General features: G+C 57.4%; 17 protein-coding genes. 3 read left to right on the top strand and 14 right to left on the bottom strand.

What is annotated here, in order from left to right; all coding sequences use genetic code 11:
* The first annotated feature begins 719 nt into the window (after positions 1-719).
* The gene (locus tag NXS97_RS04075) at positions 720-1799 is read left to right on the top strand and encodes a porin OmpC (protein WP_014593579.1); all 1080 of its coding nucleotides are present in this window, start codon (positions 720-722) and stop codon (positions 1797-1799) included.
* A gap of 426 nt (positions 1800-2225) precedes the next feature.
* On the opposite strand, the gene NXS97_RS04080 is transcribed toward NXS97_RS04075, so the two are convergent.
* From NXS97_RS04080 to NXS97_RS04110, 7 genes are all read right to left on the bottom strand, one after another.
* Positions 2226-3698 carry a YchO/YchP family invasin gene (locus NXS97_RS04080; protein WP_042678173.1) on the bottom strand — a complete coding sequence of 491 codons (1473 nt, stop codon included), beginning with the start codon at positions 3696-3698 and terminating at the stop codon, positions 2226-2228.
* Between the two features lie 138 nt (positions 3699-3836).
* Positions 3837-4631 carry a glucose 1-dehydrogenase gene (locus tag NXS97_RS04085; protein ID WP_259231724.1) on the bottom strand — a complete coding sequence of 265 codons (795 nt, stop codon included), beginning with the start codon at positions 4629-4631 and terminating at the stop codon, positions 3837-3839.
* A gap of 12 nt (positions 4632-4643) precedes the next feature.
* Positions 4644-5711 carry an ABC transporter permease gene (locus NXS97_RS04090; protein ID WP_014593577.1) on the bottom strand — a complete coding sequence of 356 codons (1068 nt, stop codon included), beginning with the start codon at positions 5709-5711 and terminating at the stop codon, positions 4644-4646.
* Positions 5712-5728: 17 nt separating this feature from the next.
* Positions 5729-7255, bottom strand: coding sequence for a sugar ABC transporter ATP-binding protein (locus NXS97_RS04095; protein WP_028715065.1), 1527 nt, complete (start codon positions 7253-7255; stop codon positions 5729-5731).
* Positions 7256-7265: 10 nt separating this feature from the next.
* Positions 7266-7877 (bottom strand): DUF2291 family protein, encoded by a 612-nt coding sequence (locus NXS97_RS04100; RefSeq protein ID WP_042676378.1) that lies wholly within the window; start codon positions 7875-7877, stop codon positions 7266-7268.
* Between the two features lie 45 nt (positions 7878-7922).
* Positions 7923-8858 (bottom strand): D-ribose ABC transporter substrate-binding protein, encoded by a 936-nt coding sequence (locus NXS97_RS04105; RefSeq protein WP_014593574.1) that lies wholly within the window; start codon positions 8856-8858, stop codon positions 7923-7925.
* A gap of 54 nt (positions 8859-8912) precedes the next feature.
* Positions 8913-9707 (bottom strand): GolD/DthD family dehydrogenase, encoded by a 795-nt coding sequence (locus NXS97_RS04110; protein ID WP_013025548.1) that lies wholly within the window; start codon positions 9705-9707, stop codon positions 8913-8915.
* A 342-nt stretch (positions 9708-10049) separates the two neighbouring features.
* Between NXS97_RS04110 and NXS97_RS04115 the strand changes: the two genes are divergently transcribed.
* On the top strand, positions 10050-10862 hold the full coding sequence (locus tag NXS97_RS04115) for a DeoR/GlpR family DNA-binding transcription regulator (protein WP_013025547.1): 813 nt from the start codon (positions 10050-10052) through the stop codon (positions 10860-10862).
* 30 nt (positions 10863-10892) lie between these two features.
* Here the strand turns inward: NXS97_RS04115 and cobA are convergent, their stop codons facing one another.
* The 7 genes from cobA to NXS97_RS04150 form a co-directional block, all read right to left on the bottom strand.
* Positions 10893-11714: a uroporphyrinogen-III C-methyltransferase gene (cobA, locus tag NXS97_RS04120; protein ID WP_014605984.1), complete on the bottom strand. Its 822-nt coding sequence runs from the start codon at positions 11712-11714 to the stop codon at positions 10893-10895.
* Entirely contained in the window at positions 11711-14332 is a 2622-nt protein-coding gene (locus tag NXS97_RS04125) for a nitrate reductase (protein WP_116219696.1), read from the bottom strand. Before NXS97_RS04125 ends, cobA begins: the two co-directional genes overlap by 4 nt.
* On the bottom strand, positions 14329-18402 hold the full coding sequence (nirB, locus tag NXS97_RS04130; protein WP_116219695.1) for a nitrite reductase large subunit NirB: 4074 nt from the start codon (positions 18400-18402) through the stop codon (positions 14329-14331). The genes NXS97_RS04125 and nirB overlap by 4 nt, the downstream gene beginning before the upstream one ends.
* 10 nt (positions 18403-18412) lie before the next feature.
* On the bottom strand, positions 18413-19201 hold the full coding sequence (locus NXS97_RS04135) for an ABC transporter ATP-binding protein (RefSeq protein ID WP_013025543.1): 789 nt from the start codon (positions 19199-19201) through the stop codon (positions 18413-18415).
* A 10-nt stretch (positions 19202-19211) separates the two neighbouring features.
* Positions 19212-20084, bottom strand: coding sequence for a nitrate ABC transporter permease (gene ntrB, locus NXS97_RS04140; RefSeq protein ID WP_116219694.1), 873 nt, complete (start codon positions 20082-20084; stop codon positions 19212-19214).
* 11 nt (positions 20085-20095) lie between these two features.
* The gene (locus NXS97_RS04145) at positions 20096-21346 is read right to left on the bottom strand and encodes a CmpA/NrtA family ABC transporter substrate-binding protein (RefSeq protein ID WP_022622495.1); all 1251 of its coding nucleotides are present in this window, start codon (positions 21344-21346) and stop codon (positions 20096-20098) included.
* 257 nt (positions 21347-21603) lie between these two features.
* Positions 21604-22827: a nitrate regulatory protein gene (locus NXS97_RS04150; RefSeq protein WP_116219693.1), complete on the bottom strand. Its 1224-nt coding sequence runs from the start codon at positions 22825-22827 to the stop codon at positions 21604-21606.
* Positions 22828-23314: 487 nt separating this feature from the next.
* Here NXS97_RS04150 and NXS97_RS04155 point away from each other — a divergent pair, with 487 nt between their 5' ends.
* Positions 23315-23803, top strand: a complete 489-nt coding sequence (locus tag NXS97_RS04155) for an SH3 domain-containing protein (RefSeq protein ID WP_015700446.1) — start codon at positions 23315-23317, stop codon at positions 23801-23803.
* Positions 23804-23805 lie beyond the last annotated feature (2 nt).

The raw sequence follows: 23805 nt of genomic DNA on the forward strand, positions 1-23805 counted from the left end.
TTATTTTGCATAATAAGTGAATAGTTATCTGATAAAGGCGGGATAGCAGAGCTTTTTAAAGCAGAATTATGCATTCGCGGAATGAAATATCGCTTTTGTGATCGCTGATAAACTATCTGCTCAAAATAGTGCAGCAACCGCCTTAAATCAGGGCAGTTGCACGGCTGTCGTGCAGAGGAGGATAAGTATTAGAGATAACGTTAATGCGACAGACATGATTTTTATCGGCGTAATTTAAAAAAGTGATAAAAAAATACTCACCCTCTCAATTTAAATATATTTATATGAAACTGGTAATATTGTTTCGCAGGTTATCATCAGAGCGTTAATAAATTACCGATCGCCGATTTAATTATCACTAAGCAACCTAATGGTTAACCATCAAACCTGTTTTGTTCATTTATTGCACGAGGTGTGTTGATTATTTAGACAGAAAGGCTAGCAATATCATTTTTTTGCCATATTGCATTTCCCCTTTCTATAAAAATCACTAATCATCTGTTTTATATGCTTTTCTTGCATTTACATTGCTGGCAGGGTCATAAGAAAAAGCACTGACAGGTAGCACCATCGCCGCCAGACTGGCTTGATTGGGATTTAGTTCCTTAAAATACACAATTAGTTACACTTATTGCGCTAGGCTGAATTAACAATTTGTGTCATTTTCTTTTCACCCCAACAGAGGGGAAATAATAATATAACCACAGGGTAAATAATAAATGATGAAGCGCACATTAGTGGCGGCATTAATGCCGTTACTGATCGGTCTGTCTACTGCTCAGGCCGCACAGATTTATAATAAAGACGGGAATAAGCTGGATATTCAAGGCAAGGTTAACGTATTGCGTTATTTTTCCGACGATAATAGCAACAACGGTGACGCCAGTTATGCACGTTTAGGTTTTAAAGGTGAAACCGCGATTACCGATCAACTCACTGGTTACGGTTTCTGGCAGTACCAATACAGCCTGAAAAACTCTGAAGGTAGTGATGCTAACAACGGTAACAAAACCCGTCTGGGCTACGCCGGTCTGAAATTCGGCCAACTGGGTTCGGTGGACTACGGCCGTAACTACGGCCTGGTTTATGACGCACTGGGTTATACCGATATGCTGCCTGTGTTTGGCGGTGATTCAGCGAACTCTGATGCGTTTTTAAGCCTGCGTTCGGGCGGCCTGCTGACCTGGCGTAATAAAGACTTCTTTGGTCTGGTTAAAGGCTGGAACGTTGCGGCGCAGTATGAAGGCAAAAACGATCGCACCAGCACCACTGATACAGGCCTGGAAGTGCGTCGCTCTAACGGCGATGGCTTTGCCCTGTCTACGTCCTATGACTTTGATTTTGGCCTGAGCTTTGTGGGCTCCTATGCCAGCCTGAATCGTATTGCGGCGCAAAACACTGCAGCCTTCGGTCGGGGTGATAAAGCACAACTGTGGGCAACAGCAGCCAAATATGACGCCAATCAGATCTATCTGGCAGCCATGTACGGTGAAACCCTCAACGCGACTCCAATTAACGGTGGTTTTGCGAATAAAACGCAAAACATGGAAGTTGTGGCACAGTACCAGTTCCTGAACGGCTTCCGACCCTCTATTGGCTACGTCGCCTCGAAAGCGAAAGATCTTGAAGGAATTGGCGAGGCTGATCTGTACAAGTATACGGCAGTTGGTGCGACCTATTACTTTAATAAAAATATGTCAGTGTATGCTGAGTACAAAATTAACCTGCTGAAGAAAAACAACCCGCTGGGTCTGGCAACAGACGACATTACGGGCGTAGGTATGACCTACCAGTTCTAATCGTTTACCCTCATTGCAAAACGGCCCGGCCTGTGTCTGACGGGCCGTTTTTTCATCCGCCAGCCTAAGCCCGATCTTCCCACTCACACTTCAAACCCCTTTAACAGCGCCAACGCTGGGAGTGAGAAATCACGTCGACGTTCAACAGCCTGCGGGTTCAATAATCACCCGCGCTGTCAGTTCGCGGATAAGATTTTCGATGATGTCAGCGCGTGCACTTCCGTCTGAAGATATCGCCACAATCCCGAACGGGATCGGTAAAAGACACAAAATGTCGCCTCGTGTCTGACCCGAGAAGGTGAATACGTCTGCGCATCCAGGCTGGCAGCAAGAAGAAGCAAAGCAACCCGGTGATCGCCATTTTTAAAAGATCGCAGGCACTTTCCCGCACGACAACATACTCTCTCTCTCGCTCTGTAATCTTGCTTATTCGCTAAAACTCAGGCTGTTACTGGACGAGGGCATCTGGACAGCACCGTCAACCGCGGGCTCATCCATCGACAATGGCGCTTGCACTTTCAGGGTGATCCAGTTTGAAGTGACGCGCTGCTGTTTACTGTCTTCCACCGTGACCGACAGACGGTACTCATTGCTGGCGCCCGGCGTGCTGTCCCAGGGGGGAACAATCACGCTCCAGCCATCAATGGCATTATTGTTCGGCGGTGATGTCAGGCTCAGTGCCTGAGTATCGCCCTGCCAGCTCAGCGCCTTAATGCTATGACTAGCGCGCAGTTGCAGCTTGAGCGGTACGCTCTCACCGGGATTAAGCTGCCACGGCGGCGTCGCCAGGAATACAGATAGCGTTTTACGCTGCCTGTAGGCCATCACCGGGTTTTGGCTGCGCGTCACCGTGTCGTAGCGGCTGCCCCGTAAGGAGCGCGCTTCCGCGACGTTATTGGCATCCAGCTGCTTGCTCAGCGCGACCCCAAAGCGGTAATTGAGTTTGAGGCCAAGCTGATCCTGGCTCTCTCCGGCACTGCTGGTTTTGTGGCTGGCCGAAATGGTCACCAGCGGCACGGGCGTATAAGACAGCCCCAGCGAGAGCGCCGCCGGGTTATGGTAACGGTTGCCGCTGTTAAACAGGTCAACCTTTTCCCCCAGATATTGCTGATAGCTGAATGATACGCCCAGCTGACGATAGAACGGCAAATAGCTTTGGGTGGTGATGTCGTAACCTTCGGCCATGCGGGACTGCTGGCTGTCACCACGATTACGCCATCCGGACAAGGGATGATAGTAGTTAGCAGAAAAGCGCAGATTGTTGCTCCAGGCCTCAGTGCCCACCGAGGCGCGCTGAAGTCCAGTGCGAAAGCTACGATCGATAAAACTGTTGTAACCCAACAGCCAGTTGCCTGCGTCCCAGCGCTGACCCAGCCCGGCATTACCTACCACGCCTTCAACAGAGTCGTGCAGCCCAAGCTGACTGAATGTAAGGTAGCGATTCTCATCAGCCAGCGGGCTGAACAGATTGCCGCCGGTGCCGTCAAAGTTGCCGGCCATGTCCACGTTTAAGTTGAACTCGGCGTTGCCATAAGGCGACAGTAAAGACTGCCCTTCACTCTCAACCCGCGTCGCCACTTCGTCGCGCAGTCGGTCAAAAGCCCACTGCCCGGCCTGCTCGCCCAGGGTCAGATCACTGCTGCTTTCATTGGCTTCCGCAATACTTTTGGCCGCCTTCGCCAGCTTTTTGCTCCAGTCATGGTTATCTTCGACGTTGCCAAGAGAAGGAAGATCGTTCAGTGACTGGCGAAAACGCGTGGGATCGCTAAAAGGGGTTTCCGACACCTGATGATCCGTTTGCAGCGCACCGGCGGGCAGCGCCAGAAGCGCTGTCAGAGCAGCGAGAGAGAAAGTCACAGGTCTAAACATCAAATCATTACGTCCGGGCATAAAAATCATCAGGTGGTTTCTCAACGAGAGTGATAAAACCAGCGCTAATTATTTTAGCATAATGTGACCCAGATTCATGACTTAACTCGATATTTGTGCATCTGCGAGCCGCCTGGCCGCATGTCGCGGCCAGGCAAGCCGCTTGTTTCAGGAAAAAATTAGCCCGCCATCAACATTAACGGTTTGTCCGGTAATGTAGCGCGCATCATCCGATGCCAGAAAGGCGACCAGCCCGGCAACGTCCTGTGGCTGCCCGGCCCGTTTAAGGGGAATGTTCTCTACCCATTCCGCCATCAGCTCGCCTTTACCATAGGTTTTTTGTTGCGTGCTCAGAATTTCGCCCCAGACGCGATCGTTGTAATCCCACATTTCGCTTTCGATGATGCCAGGGCAAAACGCATTAACCGTGATATTCCAGCGGGCCAGCTCCAGCGCCAGACTTTGCGTAATGCCAATGACGCCCATTTTGCTGGCAGCATAGTGCGGCGTGTAGATAAATCCTTTACGACCCTGCCCTGAAGACGTGTTAATCAGGCTGCCGCCGTTTTGCTGCACCATGTATTTAGCGGCTTCACGACAGCACAGCCAGACGCCCGTGGTGTTCACCGCCAGCACGCGTTCGAAATCGCTTTTGGGTATATTCCCGAAGGTATCAATCGTGATAATGCCCGCGTTCTGAACCGAAACGTCAATGCGGCCAAAGCGCTCAAATGCCTGCTGATACACCTGCTGCACGTCGTTCTCATCGGTTACATCCGCCTGCAGGGCCAGAATCGCGTTGGCGATGGGCCGCAGGCTGTCCGCCGTAGCAAAAACACGTTCAGAATTGGATACCATCACCAGGTTTGCGCCGTCCTGGGCAAACCTGGCGGCAATGCCTGCGCCAATACCGCGACAGGCGCCGGTGATGACGACCGTTTTCCCACTAAAATCCCGGTTCATTGTGTTCTCCTGTTATCCATGACGAATGTCAGCATGGGGCACCGCCGGCGGCTGCTTATCATGGCGGCGCAGTAGTATCACTTTGCTTTGTAAACGCTGCTGGAACTGGTCAATCACCACGGCGGTGACAATCACCACGCCCTTGATCACCATCTGCCAGAAATCACTGACGCCCATCATCACCATGCCATCGGCCAGAAAAACAATCACGAAGGCACCGATAATGGAACCGGACACGCGGCCACGGCCGCCTGCCAACGCCGTGCCACCCAGCACCGTGGCACCGATGGCATCCATCTCAAACATGTTGCCTGTCATGGGGTGCGCGGTCTGCAGCTGAGAAGCCACCACCAGCCCAACTAATCCGGCACACAGCCCGGAAAAAGCGTAAACAAACACTTTGACTTTGATGATGGGCACCCCCGCCAGCCGCGCGGCCGACTCATTGCCGCCGGTGGCATAGATATAGCGCCCAAGCGGCGTTTTCCGTGTCAGGTACAGGCCAAGGAGTAAAAAGCCGATCATCAGCCAGATGGGAATAAAAACCCCCAGTACGGTGCCGGAACCCAGCAGTGCGAAACCGGTATTGCCCAGCGCGGGCATGCCAACCAGATTGGCGTAGGTGGCGCCATCGTTAAACAGCAGCGCTGCGCCACGGGCCACATACATCATGCCCAGCGTACAGATAAAAGGGGCAACGCCGAGGCGAGTAATTATCGTGCCGTTGACGATGCCCACCAGCGTGCCAAACAGCGCGACCGTGAGGATCACCTCCGGCACATTAAGAAACAGTCGCGCGCCATTCCACAGCGGCACGCCCGACGTCAGTAACGCGCCCGCCACCATGCCGCAGATCCCGGCGACGGCACCGACAGACAGATCGATACCTCCGGTCAGGATCACCAGGGTCATGCCGATAGCCAGCAGCCCGGTAATCGCCACGTGCTGGGTCATAATCAGCATGTTCGACGGCGTCAGGAAATTAGGCACCATCACGCTAAAAAAGCCGACCACGATCAGCAGCGCAATAAAGGTACGCGCCTTGAGTAAGTACATGTACAGCAGATATTTTTGATTCATCTTATTCTCCGGCAACCTCAGGCTTGCGGGGTGGATGCACTAATCAGTTTTTCGCGCGTGGCAGCGGCACGGGGCAAATCGGCAGTAATACGGCCATCGGCCATGACCAGAATCCGATCGGCGAGCGCCATGACCTCATCCAGTTCGGACGACGAAAACATCACCGCCAGCCCCTGCTGCGCCAGTTTGCCAATCAGGTGATACACATCGGTTTTGGCCCCGACATCAATGCCGCGGGTGGGCTCATCCAGCAACACCACCGCAGGTCCGGTCATCAGCGCTTTTCCCAGCACCACCTTCTGCTGATTGCCGCCGCTTAACGCGCTGATAGGCAACTCGCTGTCGCTGACTTTAATCACCAGGTGCTGAATCATTTCATTGACACGCTGCCGTTCTTTGTCAGGGTGCACGATGCCCAGCGCCCGGCGAAAGCCGCGCAGGCTGAGATTCGACAAGGTCATATTGGCGCTAATCGACATCAGCTCGATCACGCCTTCACCTTTACGATCCTCCGGCACCAGCGTGATGCCGCGCTTCAGTCGCTGCTGGAAACTGCAGTTGTCCAGCCGCTGTCCACCTAACTGAATCTCCCCACGCTGACAAGGCAGTAACCCGGTTAATCCCTTAAACAGCTCTGTTCGTCCGGCGCCCAGCAGGCCATAAATACCAATCACTTCGCCTTTGCGCAGGCTGAAACTCACCGCATTGAGCCGGTAGCCACCGTTCTGATGCAGTGCGGTGAGCCCCGCCACCTGCAGCACCGTCTCCCCCTGCGGCGCGGGTTGATAGTCGAAGTGCTTTTTCTTGTCGCCAACCATTTGTTCAATGATCCAGGGCACGCTGACGTCGCGCACCTCACGCGCGGCGATGAAACGCCCGTCCCGGAAAACCGTAATGTGGTCGCCGATCTCCATTAGCTCTTCCAGCCGATGGGAGATATAGATAATGGTGACGCCGCGTCGCTTGAGCTGTTTAATGACGTTGAACAGCACTTTAACTTCCGACTGACTCAGGGCGCTGGTCGGTTCATCCATAATCAGCACGCGCGTATCCTTCGACAGCGCGCGGGCGATCTCGACCAGCTGTTGATGACCAATGCCCAGCGCATCCAGCGCAGCATAGGGATCGACGTCCAGTTCCAGCCGTTCCAGCAGTGCTTTGGCCAGCTGATACTGATACTTTTCGTTGATGACGCCGCGCTGGAAGAACTCATTGGCGATAAAGATGTTGTCCATCACGTTCATATTCGGGAACAGGTTCAGCTCCTGAAAGATAATGCTGATGCCCAATTTTTCGGCCTGTTGGGTGGAGTGAAGCGTCACAGGTTTGCCATCCAGCAGAATCTCGCCTGACGATGGGGATTCCACCCCGGCCAGCATCTTCATCATGGTGGATTTGCCGGCACCGTTTTCCCCGATGAGCACATTGACCTTGTTGCGATAAACCCGGTAGTTAACCTGATCCAGGGCGGTCACGCCGGGATAAACCCGCGACAGGCCGCGCGTCTCAATAATGACGTCGTCTTGCTGTTCAGTAACATGCATGATCACCTCCTCACTGACGCGTGATCTGGGCGGGCGTAATATCGGGTAGCGCGTGGGGAATGTCCCAGCTGCTAAAAACGCCGACCACGTCAACCCGGTCGCCCGGTTTTACGGCGGCGTTATGTATCATGGTGACCGCCTGCTGATTGATGGCTTTACCAAAGTCGCTAAACATCACCTGATCGTTAAAATCCTGATAGCTGGCCCCTTTGTAAGCATCCCGCAGCGCCGTCCCACGAATGATGGGCCCGATCTGAATAGTGACAGTGTCACCTGATGCCGCTTTAACTTTCATTTTGCCGTTGCGTGAGGTGGTATCCAGCGCCGTGACTTCCCCACTCACGCTGACGCTGAATATGCAGGGATTCTCGCTCTGCGCCCGGTAGCCCAGGGCGCGACAGGCGCTGTCCAGATCCTTCTCTGACTGCAGGCGCTGAGTGAGCTCGCCCAACGGCTTTGCCTGCGCCACGATCTGTGGCACCAGCTTCTGCTGCCAGAGTTGCCCGATATTGGCCATGTGAGGATTCGGGGGATTCTTGAGGTCGGCCAGTTCCTGCTGGGACACAATACGACAGCTACCCAGTGCTATCACGATCGGTATCAGCCAGAGTCGGTTGTACATGACATTCTCCCTGGCGCCCGTCAGTACGGGCGCGACAACAATGGATTACGACTTGTAGTTAAAGTCCTGTACGTTTTTTGCATTGTCCGGTGTGATCAAAATGCCGCGAAACATCACGCGCTGCTTCTCAGGCTTCACGCCTTTCTGAATGTAATTATCAAGATCGGTTACGCCCTGAGCGGCAATGGCCTGCGCCTGGAGCATCACGGTGGCTTTTAACGTTCCGGCCTGCACCGCATCGCGTTCATCGTTACTGCCATCAATGCCGACGACCACGACATCATTGCGTCCGGCTGCTTTCAGGGCGGCAATGGCGCCTAACGCCACCGGGCCGTTACCACAGATAACGCCTTTTACATCCGGGTGAGCCTGCAGAATACTGTCCATGATGCGCTTGCCGTCGATCAACGTGCCTTTGGCATCCTGACGCGCGACGCTTTGCATATCCGGATACTGTTCCAGCACCTGATGGAAGGATTTCGAACGGGTGACGCAGTTATTGTCGGCGAGGTTGCAGGTCAGCTCGGCGTATTTCCCTTTCTCTCCCATTTTCTCAACAAACACGTTGGCCACATCAGAGCCCGCCTGGAAGTTATTGTGGGTAATCTGTTCCAGCGCCACGTCATCTACCGGAATTTCACGGTTGATCAGCACCACCGGAATACCGGCCTGTTTGGCTTTTTGGATGGCCGCCACGCTGGCCGTGGAATCCGCGTTGTCCAGGATAATGCCCTGCACTTTTTTGCCGATAGCCGCATCAATCAGCTCGTTCTGCTTCTTAACGTCTTCACCGTGAGAGAGCACCGAGGTTTTGTAGCCCAGCGCCTGAGCTTTCACGTTGGCGCCCTTGGCCTCCGAGGCGTAATAAGGGTTATCCAGTGAGTTAACCAAAATCATAATGGTGCCTTTCTCAACCGCCAGCGCGGTGTGAGAAAACAAACAGGCCGCAAGCGTGGTGCAGAGCAACGTCGTTTTTTTCATGGTGTGTCTCGCTATTAGGGTGTTGGCAGAGGAAAACGAAGCCTGGCGGTGGCCTTACCAGATGGTAAAGCCACCGTCGATCATCAGGTCGGCCCCGGTAATCATGTCGCTGCCGTTGCTGGCAAAAAACAGCACGGCGGCGGCGATCTCGTCGGTGTAGGCAAAGCGGCCTAACGGGATCAGTTTTTTCATTTCGGTGCCCTTCTCACCGCGCCAGGCTTTTTCCCCCATCGGGGTCAGCACCACAGTGGGCGACAGGGTATTCACGTTAATGCGGTGCGGAGCAAACTCTTTCGCCATCACTTTGGTCATGCCCAGTAACCCGGCTTTGGCGGAGGTATAAGCGACGTGGTTGTCGATAGCGATGGAGGCCGCCTGAGAGGCGATATTGATGATCTTGCCGCCGTTGCCCGCCTTGACCATCTGCTTGCCCGCAGCCTGTGAGCACAGAAAAGGCCCGGTCAGGTTCACGGCGATCTGCTTTTGCCACTCGGCAAAATCGGTTTCCAGCACGGGCTGAAGCATCACGTAGCCGGCACAGTTCACCAGAATGTCGATATGACCGTAGTGATCAACAATGGCGTCGAACGCCTGCTCAACGTCGGCAGGATCGGTTACATCGCAGCAAATAAACTGCACCTGTCCGGCCAGGGCTGCGCGCGCACTGTCGACCTTATCCGCTTCAAAGGGCGGATAAAGCAGCGCCAGGCTCGCCCCTTTCTCCAGCAGCATCTGATTACTGGCCATGGCGATGCCGCCCAGCCCGCCCGTCACCACGGCCACTTTGCCGCTCAGATTCATTGTGGTGTCTACGCCATAGCGCAGGTTAACGTCATATTCACCGCTCATCCGACTGTCCTCTCTGGTATTTTATTTGCCGCATTCATTTTCGAACAAAAATATAAGCTATCGAATTGATGGTTAATGTGGCTAAGATCAAATTTCACAACACTGCGTGCCTGGCGGCGTGATTCGCTTCAAAGCGCGTGATCCCGGTTGCAAACCGCCTGAGTAATATGGATTGTGTTGCTGTCGCGAAGGTGAAAGGGATAAAGCATGGCGCATATTGACTTTCGAACGAAAATAAACATCTTTTCATGCTGACTCGCAAAGGCGAAATCTGCGGGTTAAACTCTGCGACAACGCGTTATCGCTATAAGCCCGATGCGATTAAAAGAGGGAGCGTTTCGATTGAAAAGCAAGACTGAGCAGCTAGCTGAAATGCAGCAGCGTCGTGACAAGATCCTGGAGATGATTCGGGAGGACGGGACGGTGACGGTGAAAGCGCTGACGAAAACGTTCGGGCTGACCGAGGCCACGCTGCGAACCGACCTGCGGATGTTGCAAAAACAGGGTTTCGTGCAGCGCTACCACGGCGGTGCGACCCTGATGACCGGCAAACAGAATACCGGCCTGCTGCAGCTGGAACGTCAGACCCACATGGAAGAAAAAGACGCGATTGGGCGCCTGGCAGCCCAGCATATCGAAAACGGTGATACGGTGATTTTCGATTCTGGCACCACCACCACGGCTATCGCGGATGCCATCAGCCACATCCGGCGTTTATCGGTGGTAACCACCGCCGTGAATATCGCCCTGAAGTTGGGCGGCGAGCCCGGGATCAATGTGCTGCTGACGGGCGGGACCTTTAAATTTCCGACGCTTTCAACGTCCGGAGACAAGGCCGCCAGCTTCTTTGAAAACGTGCTGTCAGAAAAACTGTTTCTCGCCACCGCCTGTATCTCGCCACGGCTTGGCCTGAGCTTTCCCAGCGAAACCGACATCAAAGTAAAAATGGCGATGATCAAATCCGCCAGCACCGTCTACGTCGTGGCCGACTCCAGCAAGATTGATAAGGTCTCGATGTTTGCGCTGCCCTGCGACTGGAGCCACATCCACTACCTGATTACCGACAGCGGGATCAGCCAGGCGCATATCTCCGCGTTTGAGGCATTGGGCGTTAAGGTGCTGGTTGCGCCCTTACCCGCTCGCCGCGCCCCCTGATGTTAACGCGTGGCCTTGGCAACCTGATTATCACGCCTGGCAAATGGCCGCCTCTGCGCCCAGCCTGACAAGCAGGTCGGCTCGATAGTAGCGAACCACGTCTCCGACGATCAGCAACGACGGCGACACCGGTTTATGCTGCGCGATCGTCTCTGGCAGCCCTGCCAGCGTGGTCACCAACACCCGCTGATCCTGGCGCGTGCCGTTTTCGATAATGGCGACCGGCGTATCCTCCCTGCGGCCATACTCACGCAGACGGCTGCTAATGATGCTGCTCCAGCTCAGCCCCATGTAAAACACCAGCGTCTGATTACTGGCTGCCAGCGCGGCGGCATCCAACTGAGGCTCACCGCTGCGCCCGTGTCCGGTAATAAAGCGCAGGGACTGGGCGCAATCCCGGTGCGTCAGCGGAATCCCGCTTGCGGCGGCACAGCCGACGGCAGCCGTAATGCCGGGCACGACCTCACAGACAATGTCAGCCTGCTGCAGGCACACCATCTCTTCGCCACCGCGACCAAAGATAAAGGGATCGCCGCCTTTCAGGCGCACGACGTTGCGCCCGCTGAGCGCCAGATCCACCAGCAGTTGATTGATCTGCGCCTGTTTCAGGCCGTGGTGACCGGGCCGTTTACCCACGTCGATGCAGAGCGCGCTGTCCGGCACTTCCGCCATGACCGCCTCACTCACCAGGCGATCGTAAACCACCACTTCAGCGCCGTGCAGTAAACGCAGCGCTTTTACCGTCAGCAGGTCGACATCGCCCGGCCCGGCGCCCACTAACCAGACGCGGCCGGGGCGGGACGCGTTTTCGGGCGCCAGCAGTTTATCTAAGGTGTGAATAGCCAGCGTCATAATTCCTCCGGGACAGAGACGGAAAGCAGAAGGTGTTTTAGCTCCGGCAGGCAGGAGCCACAGTTGGTGCCACATTTGAGCGCTTTGCCCAGTGCCTGGGTGCTGTGGCAGCCCTGACGAATAGCATCAAGAATCGTTTGTTCGCCCACGCCATAGCAGCTACAGATAATGCGTCCGGTCGCCGGGGCCTGCGCCGCCTGGCCTGCCAGCAGCGCGTGGCGTTCAGCGGCGTCCGCCGGTGCCTGACGAAAGGCCTGAGCGACCCTGTCGTGCTGGATTTCAGGTAAGCGCTGGTCAGCATAAAAGGCCAGCTGCAGTTCACCGTCCCGCCATGCCAGGAGTCGATAGCTGTGGCCGCCATCGCTGGCGGTTTGCAGTTGCAACCCTTCAACGCTGAACTGAGACGCCAGCCAGCGCTGCGGCTGGTCCTCTCCGGCCAGCGCAAAGCGATGCGCGCCTTCATGCGGGGTGCGCGCCCAGTAACGCAGCCCGGCCGGTGGCGCACTGTTTCTCTGCCAGAGCCAGCCCTGCCAGCGGGGTTGTAATAACTGAATTCGCACCGCTGTCTGTTTAAAGGCGGGCTGAGCCGAAACCGGGCAGCGGGTCGCGGCCACTAAACCCCCGACGTTACCCTGCAGGCTGAACTGACGGTTCCAGTGCATCGGCACAAACAGCTCCCCGCGCCGCAGACCGCTGTCCAGCGTCACGCGCACCACCATCCATCCCCATTCAGACTGCACGCGCGCCAGCGCCCCGGCAAACAGGCCATAACGGCGCGCCTCTTCCGGATGCAAGGCGGCAAAAGGCTCGTCACAGTGCTGCATCAGGCGAGGCACCAGGCCGGTGCGCGTCATGGTGTGCCACTGATCGCGTACGCGCCCGCTGTTCATCAGTAAGGGATAACGGGCACTGCGCTCTAAAGGCGGCGGCGTGGCCGGTGGCAGCAGCCGTGCCTTGCCATCGGGATGATAAAAACGCCGGTCGCTGAACAGCCGGGCACAGCCTTGTGGGTGACGGGCATTGACGGGCCACTGAACAGGCGTCAGCGCATCCCACTCGGCATCGCTGAGCTGCGCCAGGCCGCTGATATCAAAAGCGCGTTCGCCGTGGTTCTCAAAGCCGGACAGCGCCGCATGCTCGCGGAAGATCGCCGCCGGATGGGTCCAGTTAAATGCCTGACCGAACCCCAGCCGCTGCGCCACCTGCGCCAGCAGCCACCAGTCGGGTTTGGCTTCCCCGGCGGGTGCAACAAACGCACGCTGGCGGGAAATACGGCGTTCAGAATTGGTCACGGTGCCGTTTTTTTCGCCCCAGCCCTGGGCGGGGAGCAGAATATGGGCAAAGACTGTGGTATCCGTGTGCGCCAGCACGTCGGAGACGATTACCAGCGGACAGTTGGCCAGCGCCCGGGCCACGCGATTGCCTTCCGGCATTGACACAGCCGGATTGGTGCCCATGATCCAGACGGCTTTAACCTCTCCCCGATCGATCGCGTCAAACAGCGCCACGGCGGTCAGTCCGGGCTGGCGGGCAATGGTCGGGCTGTGCCAGAAACGCTGTAAACGATCGCAGTCCGCTTCGTTAAAACTCATGTGTGCCGCCAGCTGGTTGGCTAAGCCGCCCACTTCACGTCCGCCCATGGCATTGGGCTGGCCGGTGAGTGAAAACGGCCCACAGCCGGGACGGCCTATTTTTCCGCTGAGAAGATGCGCATTAATTATCGCATTGTTATTGTCACTGCCGCTTTGTGACTGGTTGATGCCCATGCACCACAAGGTCAGGACCCGATCACGCTGGGCAAACAGCTGATAAAAGGCCACCACCTGCGCATCGCTGAGATCGCAGTGTTCCGCAACTTCAGCTATTCCCCACTGGCTGGCTGCCTGCAGGGTGGCTTCAACGCCGTCCAGGTGCGGCAGCATTGTCGCCTCAATGCCCTGATTCTGGGCCAGCCAGTGCAGCAGGCCTGAAAACAGAGCCGGATCGCTGCCCGGCCGCACTGCCAGGTGGAGATCGGCGATATCACAGCTGGCGGTGCGGCGCGGATCGATCACCACCACCTGCATCTCCGGCCGCTGCTGTTTCGCCTGTCTGAGTCGCTGAAAGATGACCGGATGGGCCCAGGCCGCGTTGGAGCCGACCATCACAATCAGATCCGCCTGCTCCAGATCCTCATAGCAGCAGGGTACCGCATCCGCCCCGAGCGCCCGCTTATAGCCCACCACCGCTGAAGCCATGCAGAGGCGCGAGTTGGTATCGATATTGGCGACGCCAAGAAAGCCTTTCATCAGCTTGTTGGCCACGTAGTAATCTTCCGTGAGCAACTGGCCTGAGCCATAAAAGGCCACGGCCTCAGGGCCGTGCTCTGCGATAATCTTCCGGAGCCCGTCAGCGGCGGCATCCAGCGCCGCCGCCATGCTGACCTGCTGTTGATGAATACAGGGATGCAGCAGGCGTCCCGTCCGGGTCAGTGTTTCCCCCAGCGCGGCCCCTTTAACGCACAGTCGCCCGCCGTTGGCCGGATGCAGCGGATCGCCACTCACCTGTGCAGATTCGCTGTGATGCAGGGTCACCTCGACGCCACAGCCCACGCCGCAATAGGCACAGGTCGTTTTCATGATGCCTGCGCCATCAGGTTAAGCGGACGGTTAGCGACCCAGACCTGGCCATCCTCCAGCTTCACCGGCCAGCAGCGCAGCTGATACTGCGGATCATCCAGACTTTGGCCGTCGCGCAGGCGCACGCGCTGTTTGTAGAGCGGTGAAATAACGACGGGTTCACCGGCCACATCGCCGAGAATGCCCCGCGACAGCACGCTGGCGTCGCTGCCCGGCTCGCGATCTTCCAGTGCATAACAGTCGTCGCCAAAACGGAACAGCGCAATGCGCACGCTGCCGAGGCGCGCACCGATCCCCGCTTCGGCTGGAATGGCATCCAGCGAACAGACTTCGCTCCAGGTTTCGGCGGGCAGGTGCATCAGCGGAATACCGCTGGCGGCGTGCGGCTGACGCTGACCGCGTACGCGCGCATAGTGCAGCGTTTCATCCGGCTGATCGCTGTTCACCGTGGCGGTAAACAGCGCCCGGCGCGATGGCTCTGCCAGCGTGGTCTGCCATTCACACTGATACGTTTCCACAACCTGCTGCATTTCCTGCTCCAGCACTGCGGCAATACCGAGGCTGTCATTGATCACGACGTCGCGCAGGTAATCCAGGCCGCCTTCCATGTTATCCATCCAGACGCTGGTGCGCTGTAAGCGCTCCGCCGTGCGCACGTAGAACATCAGAATGCGATCGACATAGCGGATCAGGGTTTCATCATCCAGATCGCTGGCAAACAGCTCGGCATGGCGCGGTTTCATGCCGCCATTGCCGCACACGTACAGGTTCCAGCCCTTTTCTGTGGCGATGACCCCAATATCTTTGCTCTGCGCTTCCGCACATTCGCGGGTACAACCCGAGACGGCCATTTTGATTTTGTGCGGCGCGCGCAGGCCTTTGTAACGATTCTCCAGATCGATGGCGAAGGCGGTGGAATCCTGCACGCCGTAGCGACACCAGGTCGAGCCCACACAGGATTTCACCGTACGCAGCGACTTCCCGTAGGCATGGCCGGTTTCAAAGCCTGCTGCCAGCAGGGTTTCCCAGATCTCAGGCAGTTGATCCAGCCGTGCGCCAAACAGGTCGATGCGCTGACCGCCGGTAATCTTGGTGTAGAGATCGTAACGTGCCGCCACTTCGCCAATGGCGATCAGCCCCTGCGGCGTGATCTCCCCGCCCGGCACGCGCGGCACGACGGAATAGGTGCCGTCTTTCTGGATATTGGCAAAGTAGCGATCGTTGGTATCCTGAAGCGGCAGATGGGCCGGTTTCAGCAAATAGTCATTCCAGCACGAGGCCAGCAGAGAACCGACCAGCGGTTTACAAATCTCGCAGCCGCAGCCGCGCCCGTGGCGCGCCAGCAGGTCATCGAAGGTTTTGATTTCGTTGATGCGGATCAGGTGATAAAGCGCCTGACGTGAATAGGCAAAATGTTCGCAGATATCTTTTTTCACCTCAACGCCCAGGTTTTCCAACTGACATTCCATCACCTGCTTCACCAGTGCCGAGCAGCCGCCACAGCCCGTCGCGGCTTTGGTGCAGCTTTTAATGCTGGCCATATCGCCGCAGCCACTCTGCACCGCCTGGCAGATATCGCCTTTGCTGACGTTGTGGCAGGAGCAGATCTGGGCGCTGTCGGGCAGCATGGCAACGCCCAGACCTTTGGCTGGCGCGCCCTGCAGCGCAGGCAGAATCAGCCCTTCCGGCGCCTCGGGCAGCGGCATCGCGTTTAACATCATCTGCAGCAGCGTGGCATAGTCGCTGCTGTCACCGACCAGCACACCGCCCAGCAACCGCTTACCGTCAGCGCTGACCACAATTTTCTTATAAATGCCTTTCGGACCATCGGCCCAGTAGTAGCTCAGGCTGCCTGCCGTTTTCGCGTGCGCATCACCAAAAGAGGCCACTTCCACGCCCAGCAGCTTCAGTTTGGTGCTCATATCGGCCCCGCTGAACCGGGCTGGCTCGGCGGCCAGATGCCCGGCCAGCACGCGCGCCATCTGATAGCCCGGCGCCACCAGGCCAAAAATTTGTCCGTTCCACAGGGCACATTCGCCGATAGCGTAGATATCGTCATCGCTGGTCTGGCAGACGTCATTGATCGTAATGCCGCCGCGGGGACCAACGCTGATATCGGCGGTGCGGGCCAGCTCGTCACGCGGCCGGATGCCCGCAGAGAACAGCACCAGATCGGTGGCCAGTTCGCCACCATCGGCAAAGTGCAGCACCAGGCTTCCGTCTGGCTGGGTCGCAATCTGTTCAGTCTGCCTGGAGGTGTGAACCGTCACGCCCAGCGAATCAATTTTCTGCCGCAGCATCAGCGCGCCGCCTTCGTCCAGTTGCACGGCCATCAGGCGCGGCGCAAACTCAACGACGTGGGTTTCCAACCCCAACTGCTTCAGCGCATTGGCGGCTTCCAGCCCCAACAGGCCACCGCCGATGACCACACCGCGCTGGCTTTTACCGGCACAGGCGGCGATCGCATCCAGATCGTCCAGCGTGCGGTACACAAAGCAGCGTTCGCCCTCATGTCCCGGCACCGGTGGCACAAACGCGCGCGAACCGGTCGCCAGCACCAGTTTATCCCAGCACAGTGCTTTGCCGTCGCTGTCGTGCAGGCTACGCTGCTGACGATCGATCGCCTCCACCCGACAGCCGCTGCGCAGTTCAATGCCGTGTTGGGCAAAAAAGTCCTCGCCAACCAGCGAGAGCTGCGCGGCCTCTTTGCCGGTGAAGTACTCAGACAGGTGCACGCGATCGTAGGCCGGATGGCGCTCTTCGCCGTACACCACGACGTGATACTGCTGATGCAGATCACGCGCTACCAGCTGTTCCAGAAAATGGTGGCTGACCATGCCGTGACCCACGACGGCTAATACAGGTTTAGAGTGATTCATCACGGGGTTTCCTGCAGCCTGCGGCTGCGTTTCAGGTTCATCAAGGCCAAACAGCGTATTGACAGAAACCTGCCTGGCGTTATGCAGTTGGTTCAGCAACGCGGCACCCTGCTGGCAGTCGCCATACAGCAGCACACCGTTGAGCCGTCCCTGTTTGAGAAAAAGACGTCGATAGTGACCGGAAAGCGGATCGAAACTGGTGACGGAAGGGGCTTCACGGATATCACCCGCGCTGAACAGCGCGATCCCGCTCACCTTAAGACGCGTGCCGGTGGCTTCACTGTAGAAATCAGCCTGAGGACATCCCGCCAGCTGAGCGGCCAGCACCGCCGCCTGCGCCAGGCAAGGCACAACCAGGCCAAAGGTTTCTCCGCTGATTTCACAGCATTCGCCGACCGCATAAATCCCGGCATGGGCGGTGCGTAACTGCCGATCCACCAGAACGCCGCGCTGACAGGGAATGCCTGAGGCCCGGGCCAGGGCGATATCTGGCTGCACGCCCGTTGCGATAACGACCTGCGCCGCCGCCAGCTGTCGGCCATCGTTGAGAGTCAGTGACTGCGGGCCGATTTCTGCGACGCTGCAATTCAGTTCACAGCGGATACCGCGTGCGCTGAGCTGGGCAAGCAGTAATTCCCCTGCCATAGCGTCCAGTTGCCGGTCCAGTAAGCGCGACTGACGATGTACCAGCGTGACATCGCGCCCTTGCGCCTGAAGGGCTGCCGCGGCCTCAATGCCCAGAAAACCGCCGCCGGCGACCACGACCGGCCCGCTACCGGCCAGCAGTAAATCCACATCCTCCAGCGTGCGGAAAGCCGTTACGTGCGGCAGATCGATGCCTGCCACCTGCGGCATGCGCGGTTGCGATCCGGTCGCCAGAATCAGACGATCCCAGTGCAGCAGGCGCTGGCAGGTACGCAACGTGCGCGCCGCCACATCGATCTGCTCAGCCGTTTCCCCGGCCAGCAAGGTGATGCCCTGGCGCGCGTACCAGTCACGATCGTGAATCTGGATTTGCTCCACGGTTTTTTCGCCAGCCAGCAGCGGCGACAACAGCACGCGGTTGTAGTTACCGTGCGGTTCACGGCCAATGACCGTAATGTCATAACGCTCCGGTGCCAGCTGCAACAGCGTTTCCACGGTGTGCATGCCCGCCATCCCGTTACCGACCACCAGCAGCCGTTGTCTCATGGTGTTTTCCTTACGCCGCCGAGGTCTGTTTTTCGTAGAGAAAATGCAGCACTTTTTGGCGCAGTTGGTGATAGCGCGCATCCTCAGCCAGCGCCACGCGCGAACGCGGTCGGGGTAAATCGACGGTAAGTATGTCCCCCACCTGGGCGGCGGGGCCGTTGGTCATCATCAGGACCCGATCAGAAAGCAGCACGGCCTCATCCACGTCGTGGGTGATCAGCACAATGGTGGTATTTAACTCCTGCTGAATACGCATCACGCTGTCCTGCAGGTGCGCGCGGGTTAACGCATCCAGCGCGCCGAACGGCTCGTCGAGCAGTAAAACGCGCGGCTTCATTGCCAGGGCGCGGGCGATGCCGACGCGCTGCTTCATCCCACCAGAGATCTCGCCGGGACGCTTGTGCAGGGCATGGCTCATTTGCACCCGGTTGAGGTTGTGCTCGATCCAGTCGTGCATCTCCGCCTTGTTCATCTTGCCTTTAAAAACCTGCTGCACCGCCAGTTCGACATTCTGAAACGCCGTCAGCCACGGCAGCAGAGAGTGGTTTTGAAACACCACCGCCCGCTCAGGGCCGGGACCGGTGACCTCGCGGTTATCGCACAGCAGCACGCCGCTGGTGGGTCGGGTCAGGCCGGCAATCAGGTTAAGCAGCGTGGATTTACCGCAGCCGGAGTGACCGATCAGACTCAGGGTTTCGCCCTGATGAATATCGAAACTGACGTTGTCCAGCGCCAGAAAGTCTCCGCCCGAGGTGGTAAAGCGCTGGCTGACCTGTTGTACGCGAATGATAGGTTGCATGATGTTCCCCTTATTTATCCCAGCTAAAACGACGCGCCAGCAGCATCAGTCCCTGCTCAAGCAGCAGGCCGACTACACCAATCAGCAGAATGGCAATCAGGATGTTTTCAACGTTCAGGTTGTTCCATTCGTTCCAGATCCAGAAGCCAATGCCCAGACCGCCCGTCAGCATCTCCGCCGCGACAATCACCAGCCAGGCGATGCCAATCGAGAGGCGCACCCCGGTGAGGACGGCAGGCAGCACGGCGGGAAACAGGATGCGGCGCATAATGGTCCATTCAGAGAGCTGCAGCACGCGCGCCACGTTGAGGTAATCCTGCGGGATGCGCTGTACGCCTTCTGCGGTGTTGATGATCATCGGCCAGATCGAACAGATAAAAATGGTCCAGCTAGAGGCCGGTTCCGCCCGCTGGAACAGCAGCAGACCGATAGGTAACCAGGCCAGCGGACTGACCGGACGCAGCAAGGCGATAATGGGATTGAACATGCGCGCCACAAAGGTGAAACGCCCCAACAGAAAACCGGCGGGAATGCCCACCAGCGCCGCCAGACCGAATCCGATGGCCACGCGCTGCAGCGAGGCCAGGACGTTCCAGCCAATGCCCTGATCGTTAGGGCCGTTGTTGTAAAACGGATCGGCAAACAGGACTTTCGCCGCCGCCCAGGTCGCGTAAGGCCCCGGAAAGCCCTGGCTGTACAGCGCCGCGATCTGCCATACCAGAAGCAGGAGCAGGACACCGCACAGCGCCGGAATACAGCGCTGTAGCAGCGGACGCAGGCGCGCAGGCGGGCACACTTTTTTAGGCGTAACCTGGAGGGAAACCACCGTTGCCTGAGTGGGCGTATTGACCGGCTGCGCCAGTGGACGATTCTGGGTTTTCATCAGGGCCTCTCTTAACGTTTGATCGCGAAGCTGGCGGCATAGGCGGCGGGATCGGTGCCATCCCATACTTTGCCGTCCAGTAAAGTGCTGCTGCGCATGTCGCTGCCGGGCAGCGTGACGTTGCCGACCGCGCTGGCAGCCTGTTTGTAGATATCAATACGGTTAATCTGCCTGGCGACGGCCAGATAATCGGGATCGCTGTTGAGCATGCCCCAACGCTTAAGCTGGGTCAGGAACCACATGCCATCGGAGAGATAAGGGAAGCTGACGCTGCCGTCGTGAAAGAAACGCATCGCATGGGGATCCTGCCATTTTTGACCCAGTCCGTTTTCGTACTGGCCCAGCATGCGCCCTTCCAGCGTCTCGGGTTTGGTGTTGATCCAGGCGCGTCCGGACAGTACCTGCGCCGTTTCACGTCGGTTATCGTCTGACGCATCGATCCAGCGCGCGGCTTCCAGCACCGCAGACGTGAGCGCGCGGGCCGTATTCGGGTTGTCTTTGACCCACTCTGCGCGGGTGCCCAGAATTTTTTCCGGATGATCCGGCCAAATCTGCTGGCTGGTGGCGGCGGTGAAACCAATATTGTCGCTGATCGCCCGCTGGTTCCACGGCTCTCCCACGCAGAAGCCGCTCATGTTACCAATCTTCATATTCATCACCATTTGCGGTGGTGGAACCACGACGGTGCGCACGTCCTCAAACGGGTTGATACCGGCGTTAGCCAGCCAGTAATAGAGCCACATGGCATGGGTGCTGGTAGGAAAGGTATGCGCGAAGGTCATGCTGCCCTTCGCCTGGCTGTCGATAGCCTTTTTCAGGCTGGCGCCATCGGTCACCTTCTGCGCCTTGAGCTGGTTTGACAGTGAGATGGCCTGACCGTTGTTGTTTAACGTCATCAGGTTCGCCATATCGTGCTGAGGACCGGCGACGCCCAGTTGAAGGCCATAGATCAGGCTGTAAAGTACGTGTGCTGCATCCAGTTCACCCGAGGTGAGTTTATCGCGTACCGCCGCCCAACTCGCTTCTTTGCTGGCCTGCAGCGTCAGGCCGTATTTCTTGTCAAACCCCTTTACCGAGGCCATAACCACCGGCGCGCAGTCGGTCAGTGGAATAAAGCCGACGCGCACGGTCGGTTTTTCTGGCGCGTCGGAACCTGCCGCCCATACCGCGTTGCGCAATCCCGGCAGCAGCCAGAGTCCACCGACGGCGGCGCCGGATAACAGCAGTTGACGACGAGAGAGTGAAACTGGCGATTTGCTCATCTTTACCACCCTGAAGAAATAAAAAAAGGCGTCCTCCCCACTGCTCTCGCAAGGGGACGGACGCCTTTATCCCAAGCACTCGCTCTACCGCCGTTGGCAAAGCAAATACGTACACTCTTTAAGGTAAAGCAAACCGCGTGCCAGAATTATTTGCCGTCACGTCTGCCCTGCGCGGCGAGAGGTGGCGGATTTTTAATCGTTTTTGCACGTTGGTGACGCAGGTCACGCACAAGCGTTGTGCAGCTAACCCTTTCGGGTTAGCGCTTCACTGTGGCCGCGACCGTCACGATCGCCTGGGCGATTTCCGGCAGCCGTTTGTTTTGATCCATCGCGCTTTTGCGCAGCGTCTGCCAGGCCTTTTCTTCGCTCAGGCCATGCTGCTGCATCAGCCAGTTTTTAGCCTGATCGAGCAGCTTGCGCTCTTCGAGCGTAGCGCGCATGGCGGCCAGCTCATTGGCCTGGCGCTGCAGATGCTGAGACTGCTCACCAATCAACGACAGTAACGATCGCCCCAGTTGTGGGGCGAGGCCTTCGCTGTTAAGCGCGGTGGGCCGGGTAGCCAGCCAGTCTGCGCCAGACACATAGAGCGTGAAGTCACAGCCTGACGGCGCCACGCTCAGGGGCGCGCCAGCCTGATGCTGCGCCAGGGCGATAGCGTCCCGGCAGTGCGCCATCAGCACAGCAGACAGTTGGTCCTCCAGCGACTTCATTTGATCGATGCGCTCAGATAGCAGCGAGAACCAGTGCAGCGCCCCGCTGTCGTCGCGCCTGCCGTCGGTACAGGCGATGCGCCTCAGCCGCTCAATTTCCCGGCTGGGCTGCGCCAGCGGCTGCCAGTTGAGCAGCACGGTCTCATCGGCAAACTGCTGAAAGGTATTAAAGCTCTGTTCCTGCGCCTCAATAAGCGCCACCATCGTGCTGCGCTGTTCGGCCGTAAACTCCCCGGCCGCAAATCCGGCCGCGCCCTGGGCCCGCTCCTGTCCCGTCAGCTCTTTGCCCTGCATAAAGCTGAACAGGGCGATAAGTGCCCGGGTAATTTCCGGATGGCTGGCGGTGTCGGCCGCTTCAAACACCAGATTAAGCAGGCTACGAATAATCGCATTGAACGCCGCCATCGCCTGCGCATGTGTGACGTCCTGACGGGCGATCTTCTGGCGCAGAACCGGCAAGTCTGCCAGTGCCTGTAACGCTGTCGCGATCAGGTTGCAAAAACGGCTGTATCCGGGTTGAGCCTCCGCTCTGGGTAATGCCCGGCTGAACGCAAGCTGGCTCCGGCTGACATCCTGCTCACTTGCACTGCGCTCCTCGCCATACAGCCGCCCTTGCGAACAGATCCACAGGTTGCTGGCCCCCCGTTCGCGCTGCAGCTGATGAACCAGCTCGCAGACCGTAGTAATTAATTTACCGGTCTGCCGAAGTCGCTCCAGACTGGCAATATCGCTTTGCCGTGAGGCCTGCAACCAGCTCAGTGCGTCATCCATTGCTCAACCCTCTGAATGCAAAAAAAGAGTCAAGCAAAAGCCGTGCCGCTTCCGATCGCAGGGCCATAAGGATGAGGGTGCCTGAACAATGACCGCCAGGATCGCAGTCCAGGCAATGCGTGCTGTTAAATTGTTATTGGCGCTTAGGCTTTTTTTTGCCTGTCATCTGACTGTGCCACTATCCAGCCCGACGTGTCTGGCTGGCCTCGGCATGTCTGCTTTGCCCTGTGCGCGACAAGGTGAAACCGACACGACAACGCGGTGTGATAAGAAGGTGATGAACGCGCTTTACCATGCTATATCATTGGGTGCAATGGTTTGAATTCTCAAAAGTCTTAGGTAGACTGAGCGCTGTACAGGATAAATGTCATTTACCGCATTATCTTAACGGCTTACCTACCCGACTGCGCTTCCTCCCCAGTGAAGGTGAACAGCCGTGTTCTGATAAACAACATGCAGGTATATTGATAATATCGTGAGGAAAAAGGTGAAAAAAAATTTAGCGTTTATCCTGTTAGCGGGACTTTTATTGTCCGGCTGTAAAACGCCACCGCCTGCGGTGAATGATGACACCCTGGTCACCAGTGATGTGAACGGTGTGAAACTGGTACACCGTCATGCCGTGGCGGCACCAACAACCTTTACGCCCATCAATCAAACCTGGCGCGCCCTGTACAAGGCGTCGGTGATGACCCAACCCGATTACGGCGGCAAGGTTGTTCGTTACCTGGAGGCGGGCAAGTCTTTTGAGGTTCTTGGCAGCGTTGAGAACCACTGGCTGGCCATTGCTGATAAGCCGGATGGCATGTTAACCGGTTACGTGCCGCTGAAGGCGGGCGTAGAAAGTCATCGTTATGATGACACGTTACGCAATGACCGTCCGCGTCCGCGAAAAACTAAACAAGTGTGCGTTGACGTCGGAGGCGACAGCAAAGCCTGTCGTAATACCGCGACGGCGACCTGGATTCTGAACTAATG

Source organism: Pantoea sp. B623 (assembly GCF_024814475.1).
Taxonomy (GTDB): domain Bacteria; phylum Pseudomonadota; class Gammaproteobacteria; order Enterobacterales; family Enterobacteriaceae; genus Pantoea; species Pantoea ananatis.

Coding starts and splice junctions, on each gene's coding strand:
- NXS97_RS04075 (WP_014593579.1), top strand. CDS start 720: ATGATGAAGCGCACATTAGTGGCGGCATTAATGCCGTTACTGATCGGT.
- NXS97_RS04080 (WP_042678173.1), bottom strand. CDS start 3,698: ATGATTTTTATGCCCGGACGTAATGATTTGATGTTTAGACCTGTGACT.
- NXS97_RS04085 (WP_259231724.1), bottom strand. CDS start 4,631: ATGAACCGGGATTTTAGTGGGAAAACGGTCGTCATCACCGGCGCCTGT.
- NXS97_RS04090 (WP_014593577.1), bottom strand. CDS start 5,711: ATGAATCAAAAATATCTGCTGTACATGTACTTACTCAAGGCGCGTACC.
- NXS97_RS04095 (WP_028715065.1), bottom strand. CDS start 7,255: ATGCATGTTACTGAACAGCAAGACGACGTCATTATTGAGACGCGCGGC.
- NXS97_RS04100 (WP_042676378.1), bottom strand. CDS start 7,877: ATGTACAACCGACTCTGGCTGATACCGATCGTGATAGCACTGGGTAGC.
- NXS97_RS04105 (WP_014593574.1), bottom strand. CDS start 8,858: ATGAAAAAAACGACGTTGCTCTGCACCACGCTTGCGGCCTGTTTGTTT.
- NXS97_RS04110 (WP_013025548.1), bottom strand. CDS start 9,707: ATGAGCGGTGAATATGACGTTAACCTGCGCTATGGCGTAGACACCACA.
- cobA (WP_014605984.1), bottom strand. CDS start 11,714: ATGACGCTGGCTATTCACACCTTAGATAAACTGCTGGCGCCCGAAAAC.
- NXS97_RS04125 (WP_116219696.1), bottom strand. CDS start 14,332: ATGAAAACGACCTGTGCCTATTGCGGCGTGGGCTGTGGCGTCGAGGTG.
- nirB (WP_116219695.1), bottom strand. CDS start 18,402: ATGAGACAACGGCTGCTGGTGGTCGGTAACGGGATGGCGGGCATGCAC.
- NXS97_RS04135 (WP_013025543.1), bottom strand. CDS start 19,201: ATGCAACCTATCATTCGCGTACAACAGGTCAGCCAGCGCTTTACCACC.
- ntrB (WP_116219694.1), bottom strand. CDS start 20,084: ATGAAAACCCAGAATCGTCCACTGGCGCAGCCGGTCAATACGCCCACT.
- NXS97_RS04145 (WP_022622495.1), bottom strand. CDS start 21,346: ATGAGCAAATCGCCAGTTTCACTCTCTCGTCGTCAACTGCTGTTATCC.
- NXS97_RS04150 (WP_116219693.1), bottom strand. CDS start 22,827: ATGGATGACGCACTGAGCTGGTTGCAGGCCTCACGGCAAAGCGATATT.